The organism is Pectobacterium versatile (genome assembly GCF_020166435.1).
Classification (GTDB): domain Bacteria; phylum Pseudomonadota; class Gammaproteobacteria; order Enterobacterales; family Enterobacteriaceae; genus Pectobacterium; species Pectobacterium versatile.
The window spans coordinates 146,252-166,419 of record NZ_JAINZP010000003.1 but is presented as its reverse complement, the minus strand read 5'-3'; the positions used below and the strand labels follow the sequence as shown (position 1 = coordinate 166,419).

Sequence of the window (20,168 nt, the reverse complement as noted above, 5' to 3'; positions counted from 1 at the left end):
CCATCCTCTGGAGTACACCTGCGGTTAACATAATACTGAATCTATTCAATCTATTTCATGATAGGATTAAAAGGTGATACAAGAGGAGGTAAGCGATGCCTTTTAAACAATATGATCATGATTTCATTGATAAAAAAAAGAAGACGTTTTGCCCGATAAGGCTCGCCCTATTATCGTCAACGCTGATCGTTATATTTAATGTCCTGTTCTTAAAGCATCGAGATTTTCAGGAGCAGTTACACAACAATCCTGGGATTTATACCGATGCGATCGCACTGGTTTTTCTTTTTTTTATCTTATCGTGTACCAGTAAAATATCACTTAACCACACTTCTGCCTTATCCATTCGCCTCGGGCTACACGTATGGATATGCTCCGCCACGTTTGATTTTATGGATGAGTTTGTTTATCAGACTAAACTTATTGGATATTACGTTGAGGATTTACTGAGAATTATTGGTATGTTTGGCGTCGGATTTGGTGTTTATAACCTGATACAGCAAATCAACAATAAGTATGTTGAAGCCAGAATACAATCATTTAGCGATGAACTCACGCAACTTCCTAATCGTCGGTTTTTTATTAACGAATTAAAAAAACTCGAAGCGAAAACACCCTATTTATTTATTATCGACATCGATAATTTCAAAGTCATCAATGACAAATATGGTCATACGAAAGGCGATGAAATATTAAGTAAATTCGGCCATATTCTTTCCCGTTTCGATAATAGTGAAGTTGTCGCGACCCGAATAGGTGGCGAAGAATTCGCGATTATTCTGTATGCTGGGACACAGGCTCGGGCAGAGAAACTGGCAAGCGAAGTACTAAAAAATGCGAACAAAATCATCATTAAAAATATGCATCATCTTTCTGTTAGCATTGGGGCGGGTAAGAAACAGCCTCAGGAACCCACTGAACACTTTATGAAGCGCGTGGATGTTGCACTTTACCGAGCCAAAAGCACGGGTAAAGGCAAGGTTGAATGGGCTCTGGAACCGAAAGAAAAAACCCTGTAGCACGACTCCCCTTCTCTCCATAACACGGCCGCATGGACGCGCCGTCCACTGAAAGACATCAACGCCATTTTCGCTGAAATGAAAGACGGGAAAATCACAGGCCGTCTGGTGATCGAGCTGCCACGGTAAACCGCGATTTATTAATATAAAACGAGATAGCACAGCGCTATCCCGTCTATTTTTTTTATAGCTTAGCTAAGCGTTTGTGTATTACCTGGGCAAACGAGCTGCTTACTTTTAATATGGTAAACCTCGACGTCAGGACGCGTGAAAAAGGCAATTTCCCACGGGTTTTTAGTGACGAATTCATGGCGTACTTTTTCATAAAGCGGATTGTCACGCGCGATAATAAACGCTTCCCCTTCGATAATGGTGTAGTTCCATTCAATGGCCCGCTCGAAGGTATAATGGCTGCGTTCATCCATCGCAAAAAAGCAGTGCGGATTACGTTTGAGCAGCTGAGATTTAAAGGTTTCAGGGAACGTAATCAGGAAGATATCGTTATCCACAGACGACAGGAATGCCAGCACCGTAGTATGCGGCTGTTCGGCGGCCATAGTAATTAATACACCGACCTTATTGGAGAAATCCTGCTTTTCCGTCGGTGGAAAATCAACCATCGGCGTCAGCGGCACTGGCATTGATGGGCGGTCGTCTAGTGGAAACTGATAGCCCGGTTCGCGGATATCCAGCACGGGCGTGAAACCGTGCAGAAGCTGACACTCTCTCGGTTCCAGCACGACCCAATCCCCGTCGCTGGCGACCACACGCCCTTTGTAAGAGGCGCGATAAACCTGAATATTGGCATCAAATTCATCAACCCCAGAGCGATTATCAAGGTGGATAGTTGCCAGATCGCCAACGGCAAACTCATGCCCGTGTGGGAAAAAAACGCGCAGACTGTTATCCGCATTGGGATAGACGCCGCAAATATGGATGACCATGCCACCCTGCTTATATCCCGCCAGTACACCGAGAGTTTGCTTTCCTAAATAGCTCACGAGATTCATACATCACGCCTTATTCAGATTGGGCTTCAGAGAGGACGCGACCCAACTTCACTCGGGCCGTTCCAGCAGCGGTCAGGAAATTGAGAAATCATTTACGCTAACCGCATCACTTCCTACCTATCAACGGAGAAAGCGCTGAAAACTTTAGGCTGAATAGGTAGGAATTAAAAGCGATAAGTAGGACATACCACCCAGTTATTTCAGCACCAGCATAGTGATTCCCACTCCGATCAGCATCAGACAAAACGCCCCACGCAGGTAAACAACTGGCAGCTTGTGTGCTAAAGCCACGCCCCAGGACACGCTGAAGATCCCGCCCAACGCCAGTGGTAAACCAATACCCCAGTCAACGTTACCCGCCTGCGAGTAGGATAGCAGCGCCGCCAGTGCGCCCGGAACAACAAGTATCAACGCCATGCCCTGCGCCTGCGTTTGCGCAAAGGCAAACAGCGTAACCAGCACTGGCACCACAACCAGACCGCCGCCGACGGTAAAAATACCGGACATAAACCCGCTCGCTACCCCAAGTAGCGGCAGGTATTTGGTCGACAGCACAATTTCCGACGTTTGGCTGCGCTTCTTGTTATACCACTGCCACATATAGAACGCCGCCAACACCAGCAGGAAAGTGGCAAAGGCGCGCTGGAGATTGTGAACATCAATCGATGAAGCGATGTGAGCCGCAAGGTAAGCGGACCCCGTCGCGAAAGCACACATGGTCAACGCCACCCGCGTATCAATGCGGTTACGCTGGCGATAGCGTAGAAAACCAATCAGCACGTTAGGCGTAATCATCACCAGCGCGGTTCCCTGTGCCATATGTTGATCCATCCCGAAGAGCACGCCCAGAATCGGAATCGCGATCAGCCCACCGCCAATCCCCAGCATTCCTCCGCAAAATCCCAGCCCGATACCCAAAAGCAAACACAACAAAATATCGCTGAACATCATTAAGCTAAACATAAAAAATGCATGACCTATATATCACAAGACTATCTGGAGAACCGCGTTTCAGGCCGGTAGGCAGACAATGGCTTTAGGGTAAATATTCCGCGATTTCGATCAAATTCAGATCGGGATCGCGCAGATAGAGAGAACGGATTGGCTGCGTTGCGCCGGTTCGCATCACCGGTCCTTCGCTAATTGGCCAGCGGCAGCGTGCCAGATGATCCATAACCTGCTCCAGCGGCACCGACGCAATAAAACACAGATCGAGCGAGCCAGGAACGGGCAGATGTGCCTTGGGCTCATGCTCGGCTCCGCGCAGGTGCACATTGATTTTTTGATGACCAAAATGAAAAGCAACGCGCCCATTCGCAAACGTTTCTTCCCGCATTTGCAGCACATCAACATAAAAATGTCGGGTCGCCGCAAAATCAACGCAGGTCAATACAAGGTGATCGACATGATCGATAAGTGACATTGATAGGTCCTATCCTGAACGATATTTCTCACATCCTAGGAGTAACGCGGTCTTTTGATAATCCCTGAATACTCAATGACCCTTTCCTGATAGGAAAACCGCCTACTGTGATAGAGTAAGCGTGCCATAAGAAAAGTGACAACACGCTGCTCTGCATCAACACACTGGTCACTGACGTGTTTTTCAGACCACCGAGGAAGCTCGATAAACCATGATTAACCCAACGCACTTTGACCTCCAGTCGCTCCGCATCTTTTTGCAGGTTGCCCAAACGGGTAGCCTGACCAAAGCCGCAGAAAAATTCCACATTACGCTTTCAGCCCTGAGCAAGCGTATCGCCGAGCTGGAGCGCACCGTGGACTGTGCGCTGTTTATTCGAATGCCGCGCGGCCTGACGTTAACCCCGGCAGGAAAGGAATTGGTGAATCACGCGCGCAATGTGTTGAGCAACGTGGAGCGTATGGCGAGTGAAATGAACGACTACGCCGTTGGCGTGCGCGGCCACGTACACATGTGGGCGAATACCTCAGCGATTATTCAGTTTCTTCCACAGGATCTAGCGTCGTTCCTGCTGGCACGACCGCTCATTCGTATTAACCTGGAGGAAAAGCTCAGTAAAACCGTGGTGACGGCGCTGGCGATGGGCGAAGCCGATATCGGCATCTTCGCGGACAATGTCGGTTCACAGGGGGTCGAGAAGATTCCTTATCGTCAGGACAAGCTTGTCGTACTCGTTCCGCCACATCACCCGCTTTCCGTGCGGCCAGAAGTCAGCTTTAACGACACTCTGGGCTACGACTACGTCGGCCTCAATAACGGCAGTTCGTTGCTGAAACAGCTAAAAGATGCCTCAGATGAGCTGGGGAGAGTGCTGCGCCTGCGGGTGCAGGTCAGCAGCTTTGACGGCATTTGTCGCATGATCGAAGCAGGGCTGGGGATCAGCGTCTTGCCGGAAGGGGCAATTCGCCCAGGAGTGCTCGGCACCGAGTTACGTGCCATCAGTCTCACTGACGAGTGGGCTTCACGCCAGCTCTGGCTGGGCGTGAAATCCAGCGCGACGTTACAACCTGAAGTCGCTAACCTGCTGACACATCTGCGGCAATGCGGCGCATAAAGGTGAAGCGCGAGCTTCAGCCTTCTTCACTACCCGTTTTTTCATAGCCGAGGCGGCCAACAAAGGGTAAACGCAGCGCGGGCGGGTTCATATCCACGCCCATGTTCAGCCCCAGAATGTTGGCCTCAATTCCCTCTTCAATGCCCATCGTGATGCCCAGCACGCCCAACAGCGAGATTTGCACGCCACTTCCCGATGGCGACAGCCCCACTGGGCGCGTGATCGGACGGTAATCTTTACCAATGGCATTAGCGGGCATATCCAGCTTGAGCGCGGGCACTTCGCGGCCAATGTGCGCCAGAAACGTATTACTGTTCGGCCCCGGCCAGGCGTGGTAAGTATTCGGCCACGGATAGCTTTTGATCGCAGCTTCAATCTGCGGAATCATCGCTTCCGCCTTGTCGCCACGGTGCTCTACCAAGAGCTTCGGCTTCGCACCATACCAATAAGCATCGGCCACCGAACGGTTAAGACGGACGACGTTATCGCTCCCCCAGCTCACGACCTCATAACGGCGATATTGGGTTTCCCCCGCTTTCTTGAAAATGATCCACGGATGTACCGCCACCAGCCCACGCCAGCCGTACGTCGGCGCAGCATAAACCTGCACGATAGCAGTCTGGCGAAATTGCACAGGGTTCGGCGCCAAGCCGGAAGAATCACGTTTGGCAGACCACCAGCTTTGCCCATTAAACGTTTCGCCGTTACGCGTTGATTGCGCCCAGCTTTGCCAAAAAGACAGCAACAGCACACAAATAAACCCAATCCCCAAGAATTTGAGGTACGTCATAGGCCAGATAGCTCACTGAAAAAGAGGAAACGGAATCGATACGCCTGTGGGCGAGCGCCCACAGTGAAAATCGCTCAAAAAATCATTCCACCAGTTTACCGCCAGTTGGCGGTTAGGTTAAGCACTGGGTGAAATATTGACCTATTTTTACGTTATGTGGGTGCGACGACAACCGTCTCAACGCGTTTTATGCAACGTTCGTTTTAATGCGAGGATCTATTGAAAATAAACCTAAAATAAACGAACTATCAAAAAAGACATTCTCATCGAATAATAATAAATAAACTAATCAACACGCATTGTTATATTTATTTTTAGAACACCTGCCTGCCATAAATAAATCACTGACTATAATCATCGGTAAGATTAGTAAACGGCTCACCTCTGATAATAAACATGGAGAAATTAAATGATAAGAAATAATAAGCATCTTAAGTCTACGGTATGCGCGCTGTCATTAGCCGCATTAACGCTAGGCTCAGCGGTTTCACTCGCCTGTACGCGGTTCGTTTATATGGATCCACAGAATCCTGATTACCCCGTTACCGCACGTTCAATGGACTGGGCCGACGATACCGATACTAATCTCTGGATTTTTCCACGAGGATTAGAACGCTCTGGCGCTGCTGGAAAATATCCATCATTAGAGTGGACATCAAAATACGGCAGCGTCATTGCCTCTGCTTTCGACAGTAACGTCAACATGGCCTCTACAACCGATGGCGTTAATGAAAAAGGGTTGGCGGCCAACGTACTCTGGCTGGCGGAATCTAAATATCCTAAAACCGCACCGACGGCACAAAAACCAGGCTTAAGCGTCGCTGCGTGGGCACAATATGTACTGGATAATTTTGCTACCGTCGATGAAGCCGTAAAGGCGCTGAAAGAGGGAAAATTTATACTGGTCACAAAAGACTTACCACATCAGGATAGAAAGGCAACGCTTCACCTCTCCTTATCCGATTCATCCGGTGACAGTGCAATTATTGAATATATCGATGGCAAGCAGGTCATTCACCATAATAAGGATTATCAGGTGATGACCAATTCCCCTACTTTCGATCAGCAGTTGACGCTGAATACCTATTGGGATCAGATAGGTGGCAATGTGATGCTACCGGGAACGAACCGCGCGGCCGATCGTTTTGTTCGTGCCTCATTCTATGTGAAAAATGTTGCACCCAATAAACTCATTCCAGGGGTGGCAGAGAAAAGTAAAATAGAAAAAGATAAGGCGGACTTAGCCACCGCATTCAGTATCATACGTAATGTTTCGGTCCCTTATGGTTATTCATTACCGAATATGCCAAATATCGCTTCAACGCGCTGGCGTACCGTTGTTGATCATAAGTCGCTGCAATACTTTTTTGAGTCTGCCGTATCCCCCAATATTTTTTGGGTTGATTTGAATAAGATCGACTTTGCTCCGCGTGGAAATAACGCCAGCAAGTTAGATTTAGGACCAAACCAAAGTACGATTTATTCTGGTCAGGCTTCCGGGCACTTTAAACCCGCTACGCCGTTTAAATTCGCAGGGCTGTAAATCCGGAAATTACTTTTCGATACGCGGTTTATTCCACGATGATGCTAAAGCGCCATGTTCGCATGGCGCTTTAGCGCAATTATAATAAGTAAGGGTATCTACAGACTAGTTACAACGACTTCGCATTCCCCGCCCATTCACCATAGAAATGGCTCGAGCAAATTCCAGGTTCAATTTCCTTTATCTCTGTGTTGACTAATCCCAGATTGACAAAGGGATCGTCGGCCAGAATGTCTTCCATATCAGAAAGTTCTAACCCGTAGGCTAAAATAAACCCACCTGTACCATCCTCCAACGGGCCAGCAAAAATAACATTTCCCTTTTTAATATTATCCGCCAGCCATTTTTTGTGGGCGTCAATACTCTTTTCAAGTTCATCTTTCGGGCTGGTGTAATACAGCGTAATGGCATAGAGCATAATTGCTACCTCAATGATTATTGTTTGGCTATATATTTTTTAAGCTATGGATGTAACCACAGAATGGATAGAGGACTTCGCATTTTGGATTTCACGATTCTTGATTTCATCCCCTTTTGAAGCACCTTCTGCGCGGATGAAATGAATATCGGTAATGCCAAGAAAGCGGAAAAAACCCTGAAGATAGCGCTCCTGAAAATCCATATCTAAAAAAGGTGGCGTGGTATAGAAACCACCACGGGAGGAAACCACAATAACCGTTCTTCCCCCAGATAAACCTACTGGGCCTTTTTCCGTATATTTAAAGGTCTTTCCTGCCTGTGCAAGACGATCCAGCCACGATTTCAATTGGCTAGAGACAGAAAAGTTATACATCGGCGCGCCAATGACAATCACATCATTCGCCAGAAACTCCGCCACCAACGCTTCAGAGAGTTGGTGTTCCCGCAGCGTTGCTTCATCCGCTGAAGAAGACGCTATTTGGCGGAAACCCGCCGCAATCGGCCCGGTTAAGTGGCGTATTTCATTTTTAACCACATCCCGATAAGTGACGACGGCTTGCGGATGCTGTTTGACTAACTGTTCCACAACGTCAGCAGAAATCTGTCGGGAAACGGAACCGCTCTCAAGAATACTGGAGTCTATATGTAAAATGTTCACAATGACTTCTCCTACATTGAGTTTCAACGCTCACTTATTTAACTGCTTTAGCTGCGCTAGCAATAAAATCCGCGACAGCTTCCGGGTGTGACACCAGAGACATATGGCTAGACGAAATAGACTGTGTCTTTGCACCGATATGGCTCGCGATGTCTTTCTGAATCGATGGATTTAATGCCTTGTCCTTCTCCGTCAACAAATACCAGGTTGGTTTATTTTTCCACGCCGCCTGCTGAACGCGATCGCCAAAGGCTTTTGCAGCAATCGGCTGTTGCACCGCAGCCAGCGCCTGTGCTTTTTTCAGGGGGACATCACCCGCCATCACCTCACGGTACTGTTCGGGGTTATCCAGCCAAATCAGGCCATTAGAATCGGGTGCCATGCCTTCCATCGGCGCTTTCAGGCGTTGCAATAAATCAGAGACGGATTCTCCACTGTCTGGCACCAGCGCCGACAAATAGACAATGCCGCGAACCTTGGGATCATTACCGGCCTGCGTCACGACGGCCCCCGCCCATGAATGCCCCACCAGCAGCACATCGCCCTGCTGCCTTTGCAGCACGCGCTCCGTCGCTTCAACGTCATCCGCTAAGGAAGTGAGCGGGTTTTGCACCGCAGTTACGTGGTATCCCATTTCCTGTAGTCGAGCCGTGACGGCAGACCAACTGGAGCCATCGGCAAAGGCACCGTGGACCAAGACGATATTGTTAATTTTTGCCGCCTCCGCAACATTGTGAACGCTGGCAGACAGCACCAGACCTAACGCGATAGCCAGATGGCCGAGCCATTTAATGCGGTAATGCGTCATATGCTTTCCTCTGAAAGGGTGATACGGCTGCCGGTTTCCCCGATGCGTTTCATCAGGGGTAGCGAATGGTTGAATGTTAATCGTGGTTGATGCTTGCGGTAAGATGGCAAATTTGACATAGTTCATGCAAAATTCGCCAAATCGTGTCTGACAGGCAAAATCACTATGCACATCTCCATTATGGCGCTGCCGGGCAGCATGCAGTCGGCCATATCTGGGCTTTCCGATATCTTCTGGATGGTCAATCAGACGCTCATTACACAGCCTGATAGCATCGCTTCTACCGACTCGCCGCTGTCTTTTGAAACGTCCATCGTCAGTGCAGACGGCAAGCCCGTGCGTGATGCGCAGGGGAGACTGATTCACGTAGACAGTTCGTTTGACGCAGTGGGTAAGTCGGATGTCGTGCTGGCAACCGGAATGATGCTCGGGCCCGATAAATTACCGATGTCGATGTCATCCGTTAATGAATCCGCGCTGTGGCTCAGGGAGCAATATCGACAGGGCTCGCTGATAGGCGGTGCCTGTGCGGGGGGATTTATTCTGGCCGAGGCCGGGCTGCTGGATGGCCGGTTCTGCACCACGACATGGTGGCTCTACCACACGTTTAAGCAGAAATACCCGAAGGCAAAGCCGGTATGGGGCAAAGCGCTGGAAGAACAAGATGGCATCATTACCACTGGCGGGCCACTGTCCTGGGTCGAACTTGCCCTGCATATTATTCGCCGCAGTGGCGGACATAAGCTCGCAAAATTAGCAGCAGATATCGCAGTAGCAGATAGCCAGCCCCTTTCTCAACGTATTTATGCTCCGCAGGGGTTCATTAATACCGTACATCCTTTGCTGCTGCGTGCCGAACAGCTCATCCGCTATGAGAACCCGTCAATTACCGCAGAAGAATTAGCAAGCGCCCTGAATTTCAGTGACCGAACGCTTCACCGAAAGCTCAAAGAGCTCACAGCGGAAAGCCCGAAAAACTTTATTACCCGCGTCAGGATCGAAATGGCCTGTCGACTGCTTGAAAACCCGATGACCCATATCAAGCAGGTCGCCGCCGAATGTGGTTACAGTGAAGACACCGCCTTCCGACGCGCCTTTTCCCAGCAGATGGAGATGACGCCGACCCAGTTCAGGAAATGGGCGCTGTTGAGGAATAATCAGCAGATCGCGTTGGATCATGAGGATGATGATTAAGGCGATGACTCTGAAAGACACGGCTTACGGTAAACCACCGTCTTGATTGGCACTTTTGCTACACATTGCTATTCACTCAGGGAATGAATTAAGGACATAAAATCGATGATAAGGAAAACCGTTCTTGCCACGCTGATCGGCCTATCGGCAGTATCCATCAGCCAGGCAAATGACAAGATAGATACGCTCTACAAACGCCTCACGCAGCAGGATGCGGCTGCATTAACCGCGTTGACGGCGCTAGCGAAAGACAACGATCCGCAGGCATTGAGCACGCTGGGGTTCATCTATGAATATGGCATCACCGTCCCGCAAAATACGATACAAGCGCTCCAGTATTATCAGCAGGCCTGTGAAATAGACGGCAATGTTGGCTGCTACAACGTCTGGTATTTTTATCAATACGGCAAAGGCGTGGCGCAGGATAAAGCTCGCGCCAAACAGTTCGCAGAAAAAATGAACCGAGCCGACATAAAAATACCCGTTGATGTGATGGATAAGGTTGTCGATTACATTTATTCCGCGAAAGCCGCTGCCGATAGCGATATATCCTATCGCCCTAAACTAATTCGAGCAGTAAGACGATATTTGACTAGCGGCGATGCCGATACTCAACGCTTCTTCACCCATATTGGTTTTAGCCAGCAGGATATTCTGCGACTCGCGACATTCTGGGCAAAGGATGGCGATCCAGAAATTAATTTCCATGTCGGTCATTTCTATAATTTTGGCTATGCCGATATTAAAAATGAGAATATTGAGGCGTTGAAGTGGTTCCGTGTCGCTGCTGAAGGCGGCCATCGAGAAGCACAAAATATACTTGGGTTAGTATACGAAAAAGGACGTTGGGGCGTTTACCCAGATGGGACAGAAGCTGAAAAATGGTATGAGCGTGCAGCAAAACAAGGCGATGATAACGCATTAATGAGTCTGGGAAAAATGTATTATAATGGTGTGCTTATCAAGGCCAATTACGGTAAAGCCTATACCTTGTTTGAACAAGCCTATAAGCGTGACCTAACTGGTGCCAGCAGCTATTTATCTCAGATGTATTACAGCGGCCAGTACGTTGACGTAGATTGTCATGAGGCTCAAAAATACGCAGGGAGCACAGATAACAATTATTTTCGCCAGTGTGAAAAAGACAAACGCGAGAGAATAGCGACCCGCGGCGTATTACCTCTTTTAACGTTAAAGCATGAATCTAGCCCATACGGTGGAAATAATAATCCCTATAAATGCGAGCTTAATTTCTCTATCAATACAAATAAATTAGGCGAAGTCGCCAATTTTCGCGCCACGCTGCGACTCAAAAATAGTGAAGGCGCTTCAGCCGAACAAATACTCGCCTTCCCGCCTTTTGGGTTGAGTAGCCTTGATGCCGGAATGATGGGAGAAAAATTCATTTTTTCCCAGGAATCAACCCTGCTCCCGCAGTATCAATCCGATTTTTGCCAGTTCAGCGATCTGAAATTTCAGGTCACCTCCGCGACAGCCACGATTAACGGCGAGGAGGTAGATGTCCTTAAGGCGGGAATATTGAGGCAACAGGAGCGTTAACACTCGCGGTGAATGCTTGATTCTCCATACTGATAGCCCAGAGATCTGGGCTATTTAACCTTTCAGCGCATTCGACGACGTGGCTACTGTTACTTCTCACGTACAGAGAGGAAATTAGACAGAAAAATCCTCTACATCTCATGCACGATGTGAATATAATATTGTATGGATAATAGAGATCGTAAAGAAAATGGAAACAGAAATTAAAGAATTCATTATTCACCAGACGTTAACACAAAACGACTATGAAAAGAGTATTAAGTCGATATCTAGCTGGAATGAAAAGAGACAGAGTTATAAGCACAGGATAATTAATTCCCTGTCAATGCTTTCATTTGTTTTGTTACTTTTGTCGCTCTTTATATTACTGGCGATCATTTTTTTATCCAGCGAACGTGAAGCCCACCCAGTCATAAAATTATTTCCTTACCTTACGGCTTCACTAGTCGTACTTTATATTTTACTTTCATTACTCACCAGAAAAATAAAAAGCTATCCTTCAGGGGTATTTCCAACAAAGGTAAAAATAACGATAAACAATGATGGTATCTACGGAGAAACGGAAAGCTCATACAGTCTCTATAAATGGCATGCGATTTCTCACCTTAATAAAATCGATAATCATTTATTTTTACTCGTTGATAATATAATTGCTATCCCTATTTCGCTTCGTAATTTTTCTGATGAAAAAGAAGCTGAGTCACTCATTCTTTTTATTGAAGAAAGAATGGGGAACCCAGAAGCAACGCCATAGCGGTGGTCTCTGCATGACTCGGTCATGTGGCTGAGTCATTTAAACAAAGCGCCATCGATGAATGGCGCTTTCTCGCTTATCTCCCCTACTCCCTGCCCTCATTTCACGCCTGAATAACGCGACGGCCAAATCTCTTCCGGCCTTTTCCCCATCGCTTCGGCAATCAAGCGCTCGCCTTTCGGCCAATGTCTTGTAAGCGCATTTGCCAGCGTGGATGACGCCAACCCCGCTGCTCTGGAAACCGCCGCCAGCGTCGTCCCTTTCTTCCGTAATCCCGCGATAATATCCGCTGGGTGCCAGTCAGTGTGATTCATTCCATTTCCCTCCACCTATCAAAAACCATTTTGATTTCCGTGTGGGTAGGATCGCGCTTTGTGATGAGTAAGACCACGGACGATGAGTCACATATTTAAGGTGTTAGATGAGCGTTATGATTCTGACTATCTATTTATGTGGATAGCGACAAAAATTTCGTGCGTGCTAACCACCGTATTTATCTGTCATTTCATCATACGCGCTCAGTCGCCACAGCGCCTTGACCACTGGCTTTTTGGCGCTAATTGCGTCGCTGTGCGACACCTTCGGCGTTCGTGACCGTCATTCGGACCGCCAGTGACGCGTTTACTCGCCCCATAAATGGGGCTCACCCTTCGGGCCAGCACAAGTGCTGTTCAAAAACGTCTCGACGTTTTTGTCAGACGCGGCACTGACTTTCGCCGCATCCATGCGGCTCATCCGACGGCCACGATCGCCTCAGCGCAATTTTTTACGCCGAGGAAAAAAATCCTCGCGCTGCGTCAAAAGTAGGTATCCGAATAGATCGTGCAGAAAAGGGAAATTTCGGCGACCATAAATTTGAAAGAGACGGTGTTTGGGAGATCAAAGTTGATTATGGTCCAGGCTATCGAGTGTATTACGCGATAGAAGGCGATAAGATGATTTTGCTCTTCATCTGTGACGATAAATCAAGCCAAAGCAAAGATTTAGATAAAGCGGTGCAATACTGGCGGGATTATCAAAAGAGGTAACATCATGGCAATCATCACCCAATCCACTACATTCGAAAAAGCCATTAGCCACGATGATGCAATGGTTGCGGAACTACGAGAAAATCCTGAATACGCAGAAATATACCTCCAGACAGCACTAGAGGATATTTATGAGGAAGGTGGCATCGCTGCATTCCTGACAGCATTACGCCGTGTTGTTGAAGCGCGTGGCGGAGTGGGCGAAATAGCCAAAAAATCGGGTCTGTCTCGCCAACAGCTATACAGAACATTGTCTGCAAATGGCAACCCAACGCTGACGACACTCACCGAAATCACCAGAGCCGCAGGCGTTCGGCTTATTCCCCATACTCATCATAATTAAAAATATCAGTAGCTCGATCACGTAGAAATACGTAGTCAGACGTAAAAAAACCCGCAGTTACGCGGGTTTAGATATTTTTTGCTGTTTAGCACAACGCTATTTCAGACGCAGGCTTATTCCCACTCAATCGTGGCCGGTGGCTTACCCGATACGTCATAAACAACGCGGGAGATACCGTCGACTTCGTTGATGATGCGGTTGGAGACGCGGCCAAGGAAGTCGTATGGCAGGTGTGCCCAGTGCGCGGTCATAAAGTCGATGGTTTCTACCGCGCGCAGCGCGACAACCCAATCGTATTTACGGCCATCGCCCATCACGCCCACGGAACGAACTGGCAGGAAGACGGTGAATGCCTGACTGACCTTGTTGTACAGGTCGGCTTTGTGCAGCTCTTCGATAAAGATCGCATCCGCACGACGCAGCAGGTCGCAGTATTCTTTCTTCACTTCACCCAGCACACGCACGCCCAGACCAGGGCCCGGGAACGGATGACGGTACAGCATGTTGTACGGCAGACCCAGTTCCAAACCGATCTTGCGTACTTCGTCTTTGAACAGCTCTTTCAGCGGCTCAACCAGACCCAGCTTCATCTCTTTCGGCAGGCCACCCACGTTGTGGTGTGACTTGATCACGTGCGCTTTGCCAGTGGCAGAAGCCGCGGATTCGATTACGTCTGGGTAGATGGTGCCTTGCGCCAGCCATTTCACTTGTTCTTGCTTGCTGGCTTCTTCATCAAACACTTCAACAAACACGCGACCGATAATTTTACGCTTGGCTTCCGGCTCATCTTCACCCGCCAGTTCGCTCAGGAAGCGATCTTCCGCCGCCACGTGAACAATGTTCAGACCGAACTGATCGCCGAACATTTCCAGAACTTGATCGGCTTCGTTCAGACGCAGCAGGCCGTTATCAACAAACACGCAGGTCAGACGATCGCCAATCGCACGGTGCAGCAGCATTGCAGTAACAGAAGAATCCACGCCGCCAGACAGGCCCAAAATCACGTGATCGTTGCCTACCTGCTCACGAATACGGTTCACCGCATCGTCGATAATCTTGGCTGGCGTCCACAGCGCTTCACACTGGCAGATATCAAGAACAAAACGCTCCAGCATGCGCTGGCCCTGACGGGTGTGCGTCACTTCCGGGTGGAACTGCACGCCGTAAAAACGCTTCTCTTCGTTAGCCATAATGGCAAACGGGCAGGTATCGGTGCTGGCAACGGTCTCAAACCCTTCTGGGATCGCCGTTACTTTGTCGCCGTGGCTCATCCAGACATCCAGCAGCGGTGCACCTGCGGCGCTCAACGCATCCTGAATATCACGCACCAACGCGCTATCCGTTTTCACTTCTACCTGCGCATAACCAAACTCACGCTCGTTGGAACCTTCAACGTGGCCACCCAACTGCATCGCCATCGTCTGCATGCCATAGCACACGCCTAATACTGGTACGCCAGCATTGAAAACGTATTCTGGCGCACGCGGGCTGCCAAACTCAGTGGTGCTTTCTGGGCCGCCGGACAGGATGATCCCGTTCGGATTAAACCCACGAATCTGTGCTTCCGTGACATCCCATGCCCACAGTTCACAGTAAACGCCCAGTTCACGCACGCGACGTGCAACCAGCTGCGTGTACTGTGAGCCGAAATCCAGAATAAGAATGCGGTGTTGATGAATGTTTTGAGTCATGAGGAGCATGTTCCAAAAAGCAAAAGACAAAAGCGAAAAGTAAACCCAGCTAACCGCTCCGCCTCATTCAAAGGCAGAGCGGCGCGAAATAGTACAGGGTTTATTGCGTTAAATCACCTTATGAACCCATACGGTAGTTCGGTGACTCTTTAGTAATGGTAACGTCGTGAACGTGGCTTTCCTGAATGCCCGCGCCGCTGATGCGTACAAACTCAGCCTGCGTGCGCAGTGCGTCGATAGTGGCGCAACCGGTCAGACCCATACAGGAGCGCAAGCCGCCCATCTGCTGATGAACGATCTCTTTCAGGCGGCCTTTATAGGCTACGCGGCCTTCGATACCTTCCGGCACCAGTTTGTCGGCAGCGTTATCGGTCTGGAAGTAACGGTCTGATGAGCCTTTGGACATTGCGCCCAGTGAACCCATGCCGCGATAAGATTTGAATGAACGGCCCTGATACAGTTCGATTTCACCTGGGGATTCTTCTGTACCCGCCAGCATAGAACCGACCATGACACAGGCTGCGCCTGCCGCGATGGCTTTAGCGATGTCGCCGGAGAAGCGGATACCGCCGTCGGCGATAACCGGAATGCCCGTGCCTTCCAGCGCTTCAACGGCATCAGAGATAGCCGTAATCTGCGGTACGCCCACGCCAGTCACGATACGCGTCGTACAGATAGAGCCAGGGCCGATGCCGACTTTCACTGCGCTCACGCCCGCTTCGACCAACGCTTTCGCACCAGAGCCTGTCGCCACATTGCCACCGATGATTTCAAGGTTCGGGTATTTAGCACGTGTTTCACGAATACGCTGCAATACACCTTCGGAATGGCCGTGTGAGGAGTCGATCAGCAGGACGTCAACGCCTGCGGCAACCAGCGCATCAACGCGCTCTTCGTTACCTGCACCCGCACCAACCGCTGCACCTACACGCAGACGACCGTGTTCGTCTTTACACGCATTCGGTTTACGTTCTGCTTTCTGGAAATCTTTTACCGTGATCATGCCGATCAGGTGGAATTGGTCGTCAATCACCAGCGCTTTTTCAACGCGTTTTTCGTGCATTTTCTGCAACACGACATCACGCGCTTCGCCTTCTTTGACCGTGACCAGACGCTCTTTCGGCGTCATGAACGCGCTAACCGGCTTTTCCAAATCGGTAACAAAACGCACGTCACGACCGGTGATGATACCGACCAGTTCGTTGTCTTTTGCCACAACAGGATAGCCAGCGAAGCCGTTGCGCTCGGTCAGCTCTTTCATTTCACGCAGTGTGGTTTCTGGCGTCACGGTTTGTGGATCAACCACTACGCCGCTTTCGTGTTTTTTCACGCGGCTAACTTCTTCAGCCTGACGCTCAATGGACATATTTTTGTGAATAAAGCCCAGACCGCCTTCCTGCGCCAGCGCAATGGCCAGGCCGGATTCGGTAACGGTATCCATCGCTGCGGACAGCATAGGAATATTCAGGCGAATGTTTTTCGTCAACTGCGTGGACAGATCGGCAGTGTTAGGCAGAACAGTAGAATGAGCGGGAACCAGGAGGACGTCATCAAACGTCAGTGCTTCTTTAGCGATACGTAGCATGGGCAATATCTCACCAAGGTGGATGTAAGAATAGATAAAATATTGCCGTGGCATTATACAGAGCGTAATCGGTTGCCTCCAGCATTATTTTACTAAAATGCTTGATTACCTGTTTCAGGTAGGTAGTATCGATCAATTAAGTGACTGTTTTAAAATTTGATCTGGCTCACAATGTCTCAATTTCCCTCCTCTGCAATTTTTACCGTTAGCCGCCTGAATCAGACGGTTAGACAACTGTTGGAAATGGAAATGGGCCAGATTTGGCTCTCCGGCGAAATCTCCAACCTTTCTCAGCCCTCATCCGGCCATTGGTATTTCACGCTGAAAGACGAACGTGCACAGGTGCGCTGCGCGATGTTTCGTACCAGCAACCGTAAAGTAACGTTCCGCCCGCAAAACGGTCAGCAAGTGCTGATTCGGGCGAGTATTACGCTCTACGAACCCCGTGGTGATTATCAGCTGCTGGCGGAAAGCATGCAGCCCGCAGGTGATGGCCTGCTACAGCAGCAGTTTGAGCAGCTCAAGCAGCGTCTCGCCGCCGAAGGGCTGTTCGACCAGCAGTTTAAGCAAGTGCTCCCCTCTCCTGCCAAACAGGTCGGCGTGATTACGTCAGCCAGCGGTGCCGCCCTGCACGATATTTTGCAGGTGTTACAGCGCCGCGATCCGTCACTGCCGGTGATTGTGTATCCCACGTCGGTGCAAGGTGCGGAAGCACCGCTACAGATTGTTCGCGCTATTGAGCTGGCTAACCAGCGGGATGAATGTGACGTGTTAATCGTCGGGCGCGGTGGCGGTTCTCTGGAAGATCTGTGGAGCTTTAATGACGAACGGGTAGCCCGCGCGATTTTCGCCAGCCGCATTCCTATCGTCAGCGCCGTCGGCCACGAAACCGATGTCACCATCGCCGATTTTGTCGGTGACCTGCGTGCGCCCACGCCGTCGGCTGCTGCCGAGTTAGTGAGTCGTAACCAACTTGAGCTATTGCGCCAGATACAGTCCCAGCGTCAGCGGCTGGAAATGGCGATGGATTATTACCTTGCCCAGCGCAATCGGGACTTTACCCGTCTGCACCACCGCTTACAGCAGCAGCATCCGCAGCTGCGGCTGGCGCGTCAGCAGGCACAGCTGGTTAAACTGCGTCAGCGGCTGGATGACGCCATGCAGCAGCAGCTTCGGCAGACCTCGCGCCGAAGTGAACGCTTACAACAGCGCCTGATGCAACAACAACCGCAGACCCGCATTCATCGCGCACAGCAGCGTTTACAGCAGCTTAGCTATCAGATGCAGAGCGCGGTGGAACGTCAGTTGAATCAGAACAAACAGAAGCTAGGCATCGCCTGTTCGCGACTGGAAGGCGTTAGTCCGCTGGCGACGCTGGCGCGCGGCTATAACGTCACCACCGCACCAGACGGTAAGGTGCTGAAAAACGTCGCACAAATCACCCCCGGCGAAACACTGAAAACCCGTTTGCAGGACGGCTGGGTAGAAAGTCAGGTCACGACGCGGGTTCCGAATCAAAGCTCCGTGAAAAAGCGGCGAAAACCCTCATCCTCGACACCAAAATAACGCGAACGGCATAAAATGCATGAATGGGGATTTGTCCTAAAACAACGGCGATCCTCCATTCTTACCCCCAGTATCTGAACTATACTCATTCCCAGCTCACTAATTTATATTCACTGTTTTCACTGCATGGGTTACTAGCCTCCACGTGGCGAAATGAAGTGGATAAAGACAGTGAGCTTTGTTGATCGTCTGTGTTACCCCTGATGAGCGTTTTCAAGGAGATGAGGTATGAAGTCCAGACCGATTTGTAGCGTGATCCCCCCTTACATTTTGCATCGCATTATCGCAAACGGCACAGACGAGCAGCGCCACTGTGCGCAACAAACGCTGATGCACGTTCAGTCATTGATGGTTAGTCACCATCCCCGCCCAGGACCCCATGAAAAATTACCTGCTGGGCAGGCAAACCGCAGCATTCACGATGCCGAACAGTTGCAACAGTTGCTTGGCAAACTGGTACGCACCGAAGGTAAGCCCAGCATCGGTGATATCGCGGTGGATGAGGCCTATAACTATCTAGGCGTAACCTATGATTTCTTCTGGAAGGTCTTCCAGCGTAATTCACTAGACACCGAGGGGCTGTCGCTGGCGGGCACCGTGCATTACGGTCAGAACTACCAGAATGCCTTCTGGAACGGGCAGCAGATGGTATTCGGGGATGGCGACGGCAACATATTCAATCGCTTCACGATCGCGCTTGATGTAGTCGCGCATGAGCTCACCCACGGCATTACGGAAAATGAAGTGGGGCTGATTTATTTTCGCCAGTCTGGTGCGCTAAATGAATCGCTGTCCGATGTCTTTGGTTCCATGGTCAAACAGTATCATTTAGGGCAAACCGCTGAGCAGGCCGACTGGCTTATCGGTGCCGAGCTTCTGGCAGACGGTATTCACGGTATGGGGCTGCGGTCGATGTCCCAGCCGGGCACCGCGTATGATGATGAGCTGTTAGGTATCGATCCCCAGCCCTCTCACATGAATGAGTACGTGAACACCCGTGAAGACAACGGCGGCGTACACTTGAATTCAGGCATCCCCAACCGGGCATTCTATCTGGTGGCCATCGCGCTGGGCGGCCATTCATGGGAAAAAGCGGGTCGCATCTGGTACGACACGCTGTGTGATAAAACACTGCCGCAAAATGCGGATTTTGAAATTTTCGCGCGCCATACCATTCAACATGCCACTAAGCGTTTTAACCATACTGTTGCTGATATTGTCCAGCAGTCGTGGGAAACCGTGGGTGTGGAGGTTCGGCAGGAGTTCCTATGAAGACGCTGCCGGCGCTCAACGACGATGCTATCATTGAGCTAGCGCGTGAAGGGGGATTTGCCTTTATCCCCAAGCTGGCGGGGCCGCGACGCTTCGCGCTCGCCAGCGTGCCGTCATCCGAGCGGGGACGCATTTGTAACGCGATCCGTCATGCCTTTCCTAACGCTCGAGAACTCAGCGAACCGGACGACCCGGGCCGTGGCGACCAGTTTTATTACCGCATCAGTATCAGCTATAGCCACCCGCAGCAGAATCAGTCTACCGGTATCATCTTACTGATCCCCGAAGATAGTGCGCCACCGGAGCTGGCTGAGCTGTGGCGCAACGGCCTACCGCAGTAACGAAGGGTTTAGTCAGCGAGCGTGTAGCTAAGCACCACCCGCCGTTTAG

Annotated in this window: 21 protein-coding genes and 1 pseudogene; 12 read left to right on the top strand and 10 right to left on the bottom strand. The window is 50.1% G+C overall.

Features of this window, described 5'->3' with window-relative positions; translation table 11 throughout:
- Window positions 1-95: 95 nt before the first annotated feature.
- A complete protein-coding gene (locus tag K7X24_RS05620) occupies window positions 96-1,019 on the top strand; it encodes a GGDEF domain-containing protein (protein ID WP_224553546.1) in 924 nt (307 codons plus the stop codon).
- A 36-nt stretch (window positions 1,020-1,055) separates the two neighbouring features.
- Window positions 1,056-1,148: pseudogene (locus K7X24_RS05615) on the top strand (alcohol dehydrogenase); the annotation flags it as partial.
- A gap of 62 nt (window positions 1,149-1,210) precedes the next feature.
- Here the strand turns inward: K7X24_RS05615 and K7X24_RS05610 are convergent.
- From K7X24_RS05610 to K7X24_RS05600, 3 genes are all read right to left on the bottom strand, one after another.
- Window positions 1,211-2,029 (bottom strand): hypothetical protein, encoded by an 819-nt coding sequence (locus tag K7X24_RS05610; RefSeq protein WP_224553544.1) that lies wholly within the window; start codon window positions 2,027-2,029, stop codon window positions 1,211-1,213.
- A gap of 195 nt (window positions 2,030-2,224) precedes the next feature.
- Complete coding sequence (locus tag K7X24_RS05605; RefSeq protein WP_029368761.1) at window positions 2,225-2,992, bottom strand: sulfite exporter TauE/SafE family protein; 768 nt, start codon at window positions 2,990-2,992, stop codon at window positions 2,225-2,227.
- 73 nt (window positions 2,993-3,065) lie between these two features.
- Window positions 3,066-3,452, bottom strand: coding sequence for a VOC family protein (locus K7X24_RS05600; protein ID WP_010305519.1), 387 nt, complete (start codon window positions 3,450-3,452; stop codon window positions 3,066-3,068).
- Between the two features lie 211 nt (window positions 3,453-3,663).
- Between K7X24_RS05600 and K7X24_RS05595 the strand changes: the two genes are divergently transcribed.
- Window positions 3,664-4,566 (top strand): LysR family transcriptional regulator, encoded by a 903-nt coding sequence (locus tag K7X24_RS05595; RefSeq protein ID WP_224553542.1) that lies wholly within the window; start codon window positions 3,664-3,666, stop codon window positions 4,564-4,566.
- Between the two features lie 16 nt (window positions 4,567-4,582).
- On the opposite strand, the gene K7X24_RS05590 is transcribed toward K7X24_RS05595, so the two are convergent.
- The gene (locus tag K7X24_RS05590) at window positions 4,583-5,356 is read right to left on the bottom strand and encodes a DUF3750 domain-containing protein (RefSeq protein ID WP_130638265.1); all 774 of its coding nucleotides are present in this window, start codon (window positions 5,354-5,356) and stop codon (window positions 4,583-4,585) included.
- A 409-nt stretch (window positions 5,357-5,765) separates the two neighbouring features.
- Here K7X24_RS05590 and K7X24_RS05585 point away from each other — a divergent pair, with 409 nt between their 5' ends.
- The gene (locus K7X24_RS05585) at window positions 5,766-6,899 is read left to right on the top strand and encodes a linear amide C-N hydrolase (RefSeq protein ID WP_180780775.1); all 1,134 of its coding nucleotides are present in this window, start codon (window positions 5,766-5,768) and stop codon (window positions 6,897-6,899) included.
- 109 nt (window positions 6,900-7,008) lie between these two features.
- Here the strand turns inward: K7X24_RS05585 and K7X24_RS05580 are convergent, their stop codons facing one another.
- The 3 genes from K7X24_RS05580 to K7X24_RS05570 are packed head-to-tail and all read right to left on the bottom strand — an operon-like array spanning window position 7,009 to window position 8,785.
- Window positions 7,009-7,317, bottom strand: coding sequence for a YciI family protein (locus K7X24_RS05580; RefSeq protein ID WP_039545435.1), 309 nt, complete (start codon window positions 7,315-7,317; stop codon window positions 7,009-7,011).
- A 39-nt stretch (window positions 7,318-7,356) separates the two neighbouring features.
- On the bottom strand, window positions 7,357-7,977 hold the full coding sequence (locus tag K7X24_RS05575; RefSeq protein WP_119881719.1) for an FMN-dependent NADH-azoreductase: 621 nt from the start codon (window positions 7,975-7,977) through the stop codon (window positions 7,357-7,359).
- A 34-nt stretch (window positions 7,978-8,011) separates the two neighbouring features.
- On the bottom strand, window positions 8,012-8,785 hold the full coding sequence (locus tag K7X24_RS05570; RefSeq protein ID WP_224553540.1) for an alpha/beta fold hydrolase: 774 nt from the start codon (window positions 8,783-8,785) through the stop codon (window positions 8,012-8,014).
- Between the two features lie 165 nt (window positions 8,786-8,950).
- On the opposite strand from K7X24_RS05570, the gene K7X24_RS05565 reads away from it, so the two are divergent.
- From K7X24_RS05565 to K7X24_RS05555, 3 genes are all read left to right on the top strand, one after another.
- Window positions 8,951-9,979, top strand: a complete 1,029-nt coding sequence (locus K7X24_RS05565) for a GlxA family transcriptional regulator (protein ID WP_224553538.1) — start codon at window positions 8,951-8,953, stop codon at window positions 9,977-9,979.
- Window positions 9,980-10,084: 105 nt separating this feature from the next.
- Window positions 10,085-11,539 carry an SEL1-like repeat protein gene (locus K7X24_RS05560; protein ID WP_224553536.1) on the top strand — a complete coding sequence of 485 codons (1,455 nt, stop codon included), beginning with the start codon at window positions 10,085-10,087 and terminating at the stop codon, window positions 11,537-11,539.
- A gap of 190 nt (window positions 11,540-11,729) precedes the next feature.
- Window positions 11,730-12,293, top strand: coding sequence for a YcxB family protein (locus K7X24_RS05555; RefSeq protein ID WP_224553534.1), 564 nt, complete (start codon window positions 11,730-11,732; stop codon window positions 12,291-12,293).
- A 98-nt stretch (window positions 12,294-12,391) separates the two neighbouring features.
- Here the strand turns inward: K7X24_RS05555 and K7X24_RS05550 are convergent, their stop codons facing one another.
- Window positions 12,392-12,607, bottom strand: coding sequence for a helix-turn-helix domain-containing protein (locus tag K7X24_RS05550; protein ID WP_010279992.1), 216 nt, complete (start codon window positions 12,605-12,607; stop codon window positions 12,392-12,394).
- 447 nt (window positions 12,608-13,054) lie between these two features.
- On the opposite strand from K7X24_RS05550, the gene K7X24_RS05545 reads away from it, so the two are divergent.
- Window positions 13,055-13,321 carry a type II toxin-antitoxin system RelE/ParE family toxin gene (locus K7X24_RS05545; protein ID WP_072014407.1) on the top strand — a complete coding sequence of 89 codons (267 nt, stop codon included), beginning with the start codon at window positions 13,055-13,057 and terminating at the stop codon, window positions 13,319-13,321.
- Between the two features lie 4 nt (window positions 13,322-13,325).
- Window positions 13,326-13,664: an addiction module antidote protein gene (locus tag K7X24_RS05540; RefSeq protein ID WP_103158110.1), complete on the top strand. Its 339-nt coding sequence runs from the start codon at window positions 13,326-13,328 to the stop codon at window positions 13,662-13,664.
- A 113-nt stretch (window positions 13,665-13,777) separates the two neighbouring features.
- On the opposite strand, the gene guaA is transcribed toward K7X24_RS05540, so the two are convergent.
- Both guaA and guaB read right to left on the bottom strand, forming a co-directional pair.
- A complete protein-coding gene (gene guaA, locus K7X24_RS05535) occupies window positions 13,778-15,355 on the bottom strand; it encodes a glutamine-hydrolyzing GMP synthase (protein ID WP_039545443.1) in 1,578 nt (525 codons plus the stop codon).
- A 118-nt stretch (window positions 15,356-15,473) separates the two neighbouring features.
- Window positions 15,474-16,940, bottom strand: a complete 1,467-nt coding sequence (gene guaB, locus K7X24_RS05530; protein WP_005970134.1) for an IMP dehydrogenase — start codon at window positions 16,938-16,940, stop codon at window positions 15,474-15,476.
- 171 nt (window positions 16,941-17,111) lie between these two features.
- Here guaB and xseA point away from each other — a divergent pair, with 171 nt between their 5' ends.
- From xseA to K7X24_RS05515, 3 genes are all read left to right on the top strand, one after another.
- A complete protein-coding gene (gene xseA / locus K7X24_RS05525; RefSeq protein WP_224553532.1) occupies window positions 17,112-18,506 on the top strand; it encodes an exodeoxyribonuclease VII large subunit in 1,395 nt (464 codons plus the stop codon).
- Between the two features lie 228 nt (window positions 18,507-18,734).
- A complete protein-coding gene (locus K7X24_RS05520) occupies window positions 18,735-19,778 on the top strand; it encodes a M4 family metallopeptidase (protein ID WP_224553530.1) in 1,044 nt (347 codons plus the stop codon).
- Window positions 19,775-20,119 carry a protealysin inhibitor emfourin gene (locus K7X24_RS05515; protein ID WP_224553528.1) on the top strand — a complete coding sequence of 115 codons (345 nt, stop codon included), beginning with the start codon at window positions 19,775-19,777 and terminating at the stop codon, window positions 20,117-20,119. The genes K7X24_RS05520 and K7X24_RS05515 overlap by 4 nt, the downstream gene beginning before the upstream one ends.
- Window positions 20,120-20,168 lie beyond the last annotated feature (49 nt).

Excerpts from the sequence above, each read along its gene's own strand:
- K7X24_RS05605 (WP_029368761.1), bottom strand. The coding sequence starts at position 2,992 with ATGTTTAGCTTAATGATGTTCAGCGATATTTTGTTGTGTTTGCTTTTG.
- K7X24_RS05595 (WP_224553542.1), top strand. The coding sequence starts at position 3,664 with ATGATTAACCCAACGCACTTTGACCTCCAGTCGCTCCGCATCTTTTTG.
- K7X24_RS05555 (WP_224553534.1), top strand. The coding sequence starts at position 11,730 with ATGGAAACAGAAATTAAAGAATTCATTATTCACCAGACGTTAACACAA.
- guaA (WP_039545443.1), bottom strand. The coding sequence starts at position 15,355 with ATGACTCAAAACATTCATCAACACCGCATTCTTATTCTGGATTTCGGC.
- K7X24_RS05540 (WP_103158110.1), top strand. The coding sequence starts at position 13,326 with ATGGCAATCATCACCCAATCCACTACATTCGAAAAAGCCATTAGCCAC.
- K7X24_RS05580 (WP_039545435.1), bottom strand. The coding sequence starts at position 7,317 with ATGCTCTATGCCATTACGCTGTATTACACCAGCCCGAAAGATGAACTT.
- K7X24_RS05550 (WP_010279992.1), bottom strand. The coding sequence starts at position 12,607 with ATGAATCACACTGACTGGCACCCAGCGGATATTATCGCGGGATTACGG.
- K7X24_RS05590 (WP_130638265.1), bottom strand. The coding sequence starts at position 5,356 with ATGACGTACCTCAAATTCTTGGGGATTGGGTTTATTTGTGTGCTGTTG.
- K7X24_RS05600 (WP_010305519.1), bottom strand. The coding sequence starts at position 3,452 with ATGTCACTTATCGATCATGTCGATCACCTTGTATTGACCTGCGTTGAT.
- xseA (WP_224553532.1), top strand. The coding sequence starts at position 17,112 with ATGTCTCAATTTCCCTCCTCTGCAATTTTTACCGTTAGCCGCCTGAAT.
- K7X24_RS05560 (WP_224553536.1), top strand. The coding sequence starts at position 10,085 with ATGATAAGGAAAACCGTTCTTGCCACGCTGATCGGCCTATCGGCAGTA.
- guaB (WP_005970134.1), bottom strand. The coding sequence starts at position 16,940 with ATGCTACGTATCGCTAAAGAAGCACTGACGTTTGATGACGTCCTCCTG.
- K7X24_RS05610 (WP_224553544.1), bottom strand. The coding sequence starts at position 2,029 with ATGAATCTCGTGAGCTATTTAGGAAAGCAAACTCTCGGTGTACTGGCG.
- K7X24_RS05565 (WP_224553538.1), top strand. The coding sequence starts at position 8,951 with ATGCACATCTCCATTATGGCGCTGCCGGGCAGCATGCAGTCGGCCATA.
- K7X24_RS05515 (WP_224553528.1), top strand. The coding sequence starts at position 19,775 with ATGAAGACGCTGCCGGCGCTCAACGACGATGCTATCATTGAGCTAGCG.
- K7X24_RS05570 (WP_224553540.1), bottom strand. The coding sequence starts at position 8,785 with ATGACGCATTACCGCATTAAATGGCTCGGCCATCTGGCTATCGCGTTA.
- K7X24_RS05520 (WP_224553530.1), top strand. The coding sequence starts at position 18,735 with ATGAAGTCCAGACCGATTTGTAGCGTGATCCCCCCTTACATTTTGCAT.
- K7X24_RS05620 (WP_224553546.1), top strand. The coding sequence starts at position 96 with ATGCCTTTTAAACAATATGATCATGATTTCATTGATAAAAAAAAGAAG.
- K7X24_RS05585 (WP_180780775.1), top strand. The coding sequence starts at position 5,766 with ATGATAAGAAATAATAAGCATCTTAAGTCTACGGTATGCGCGCTGTCA.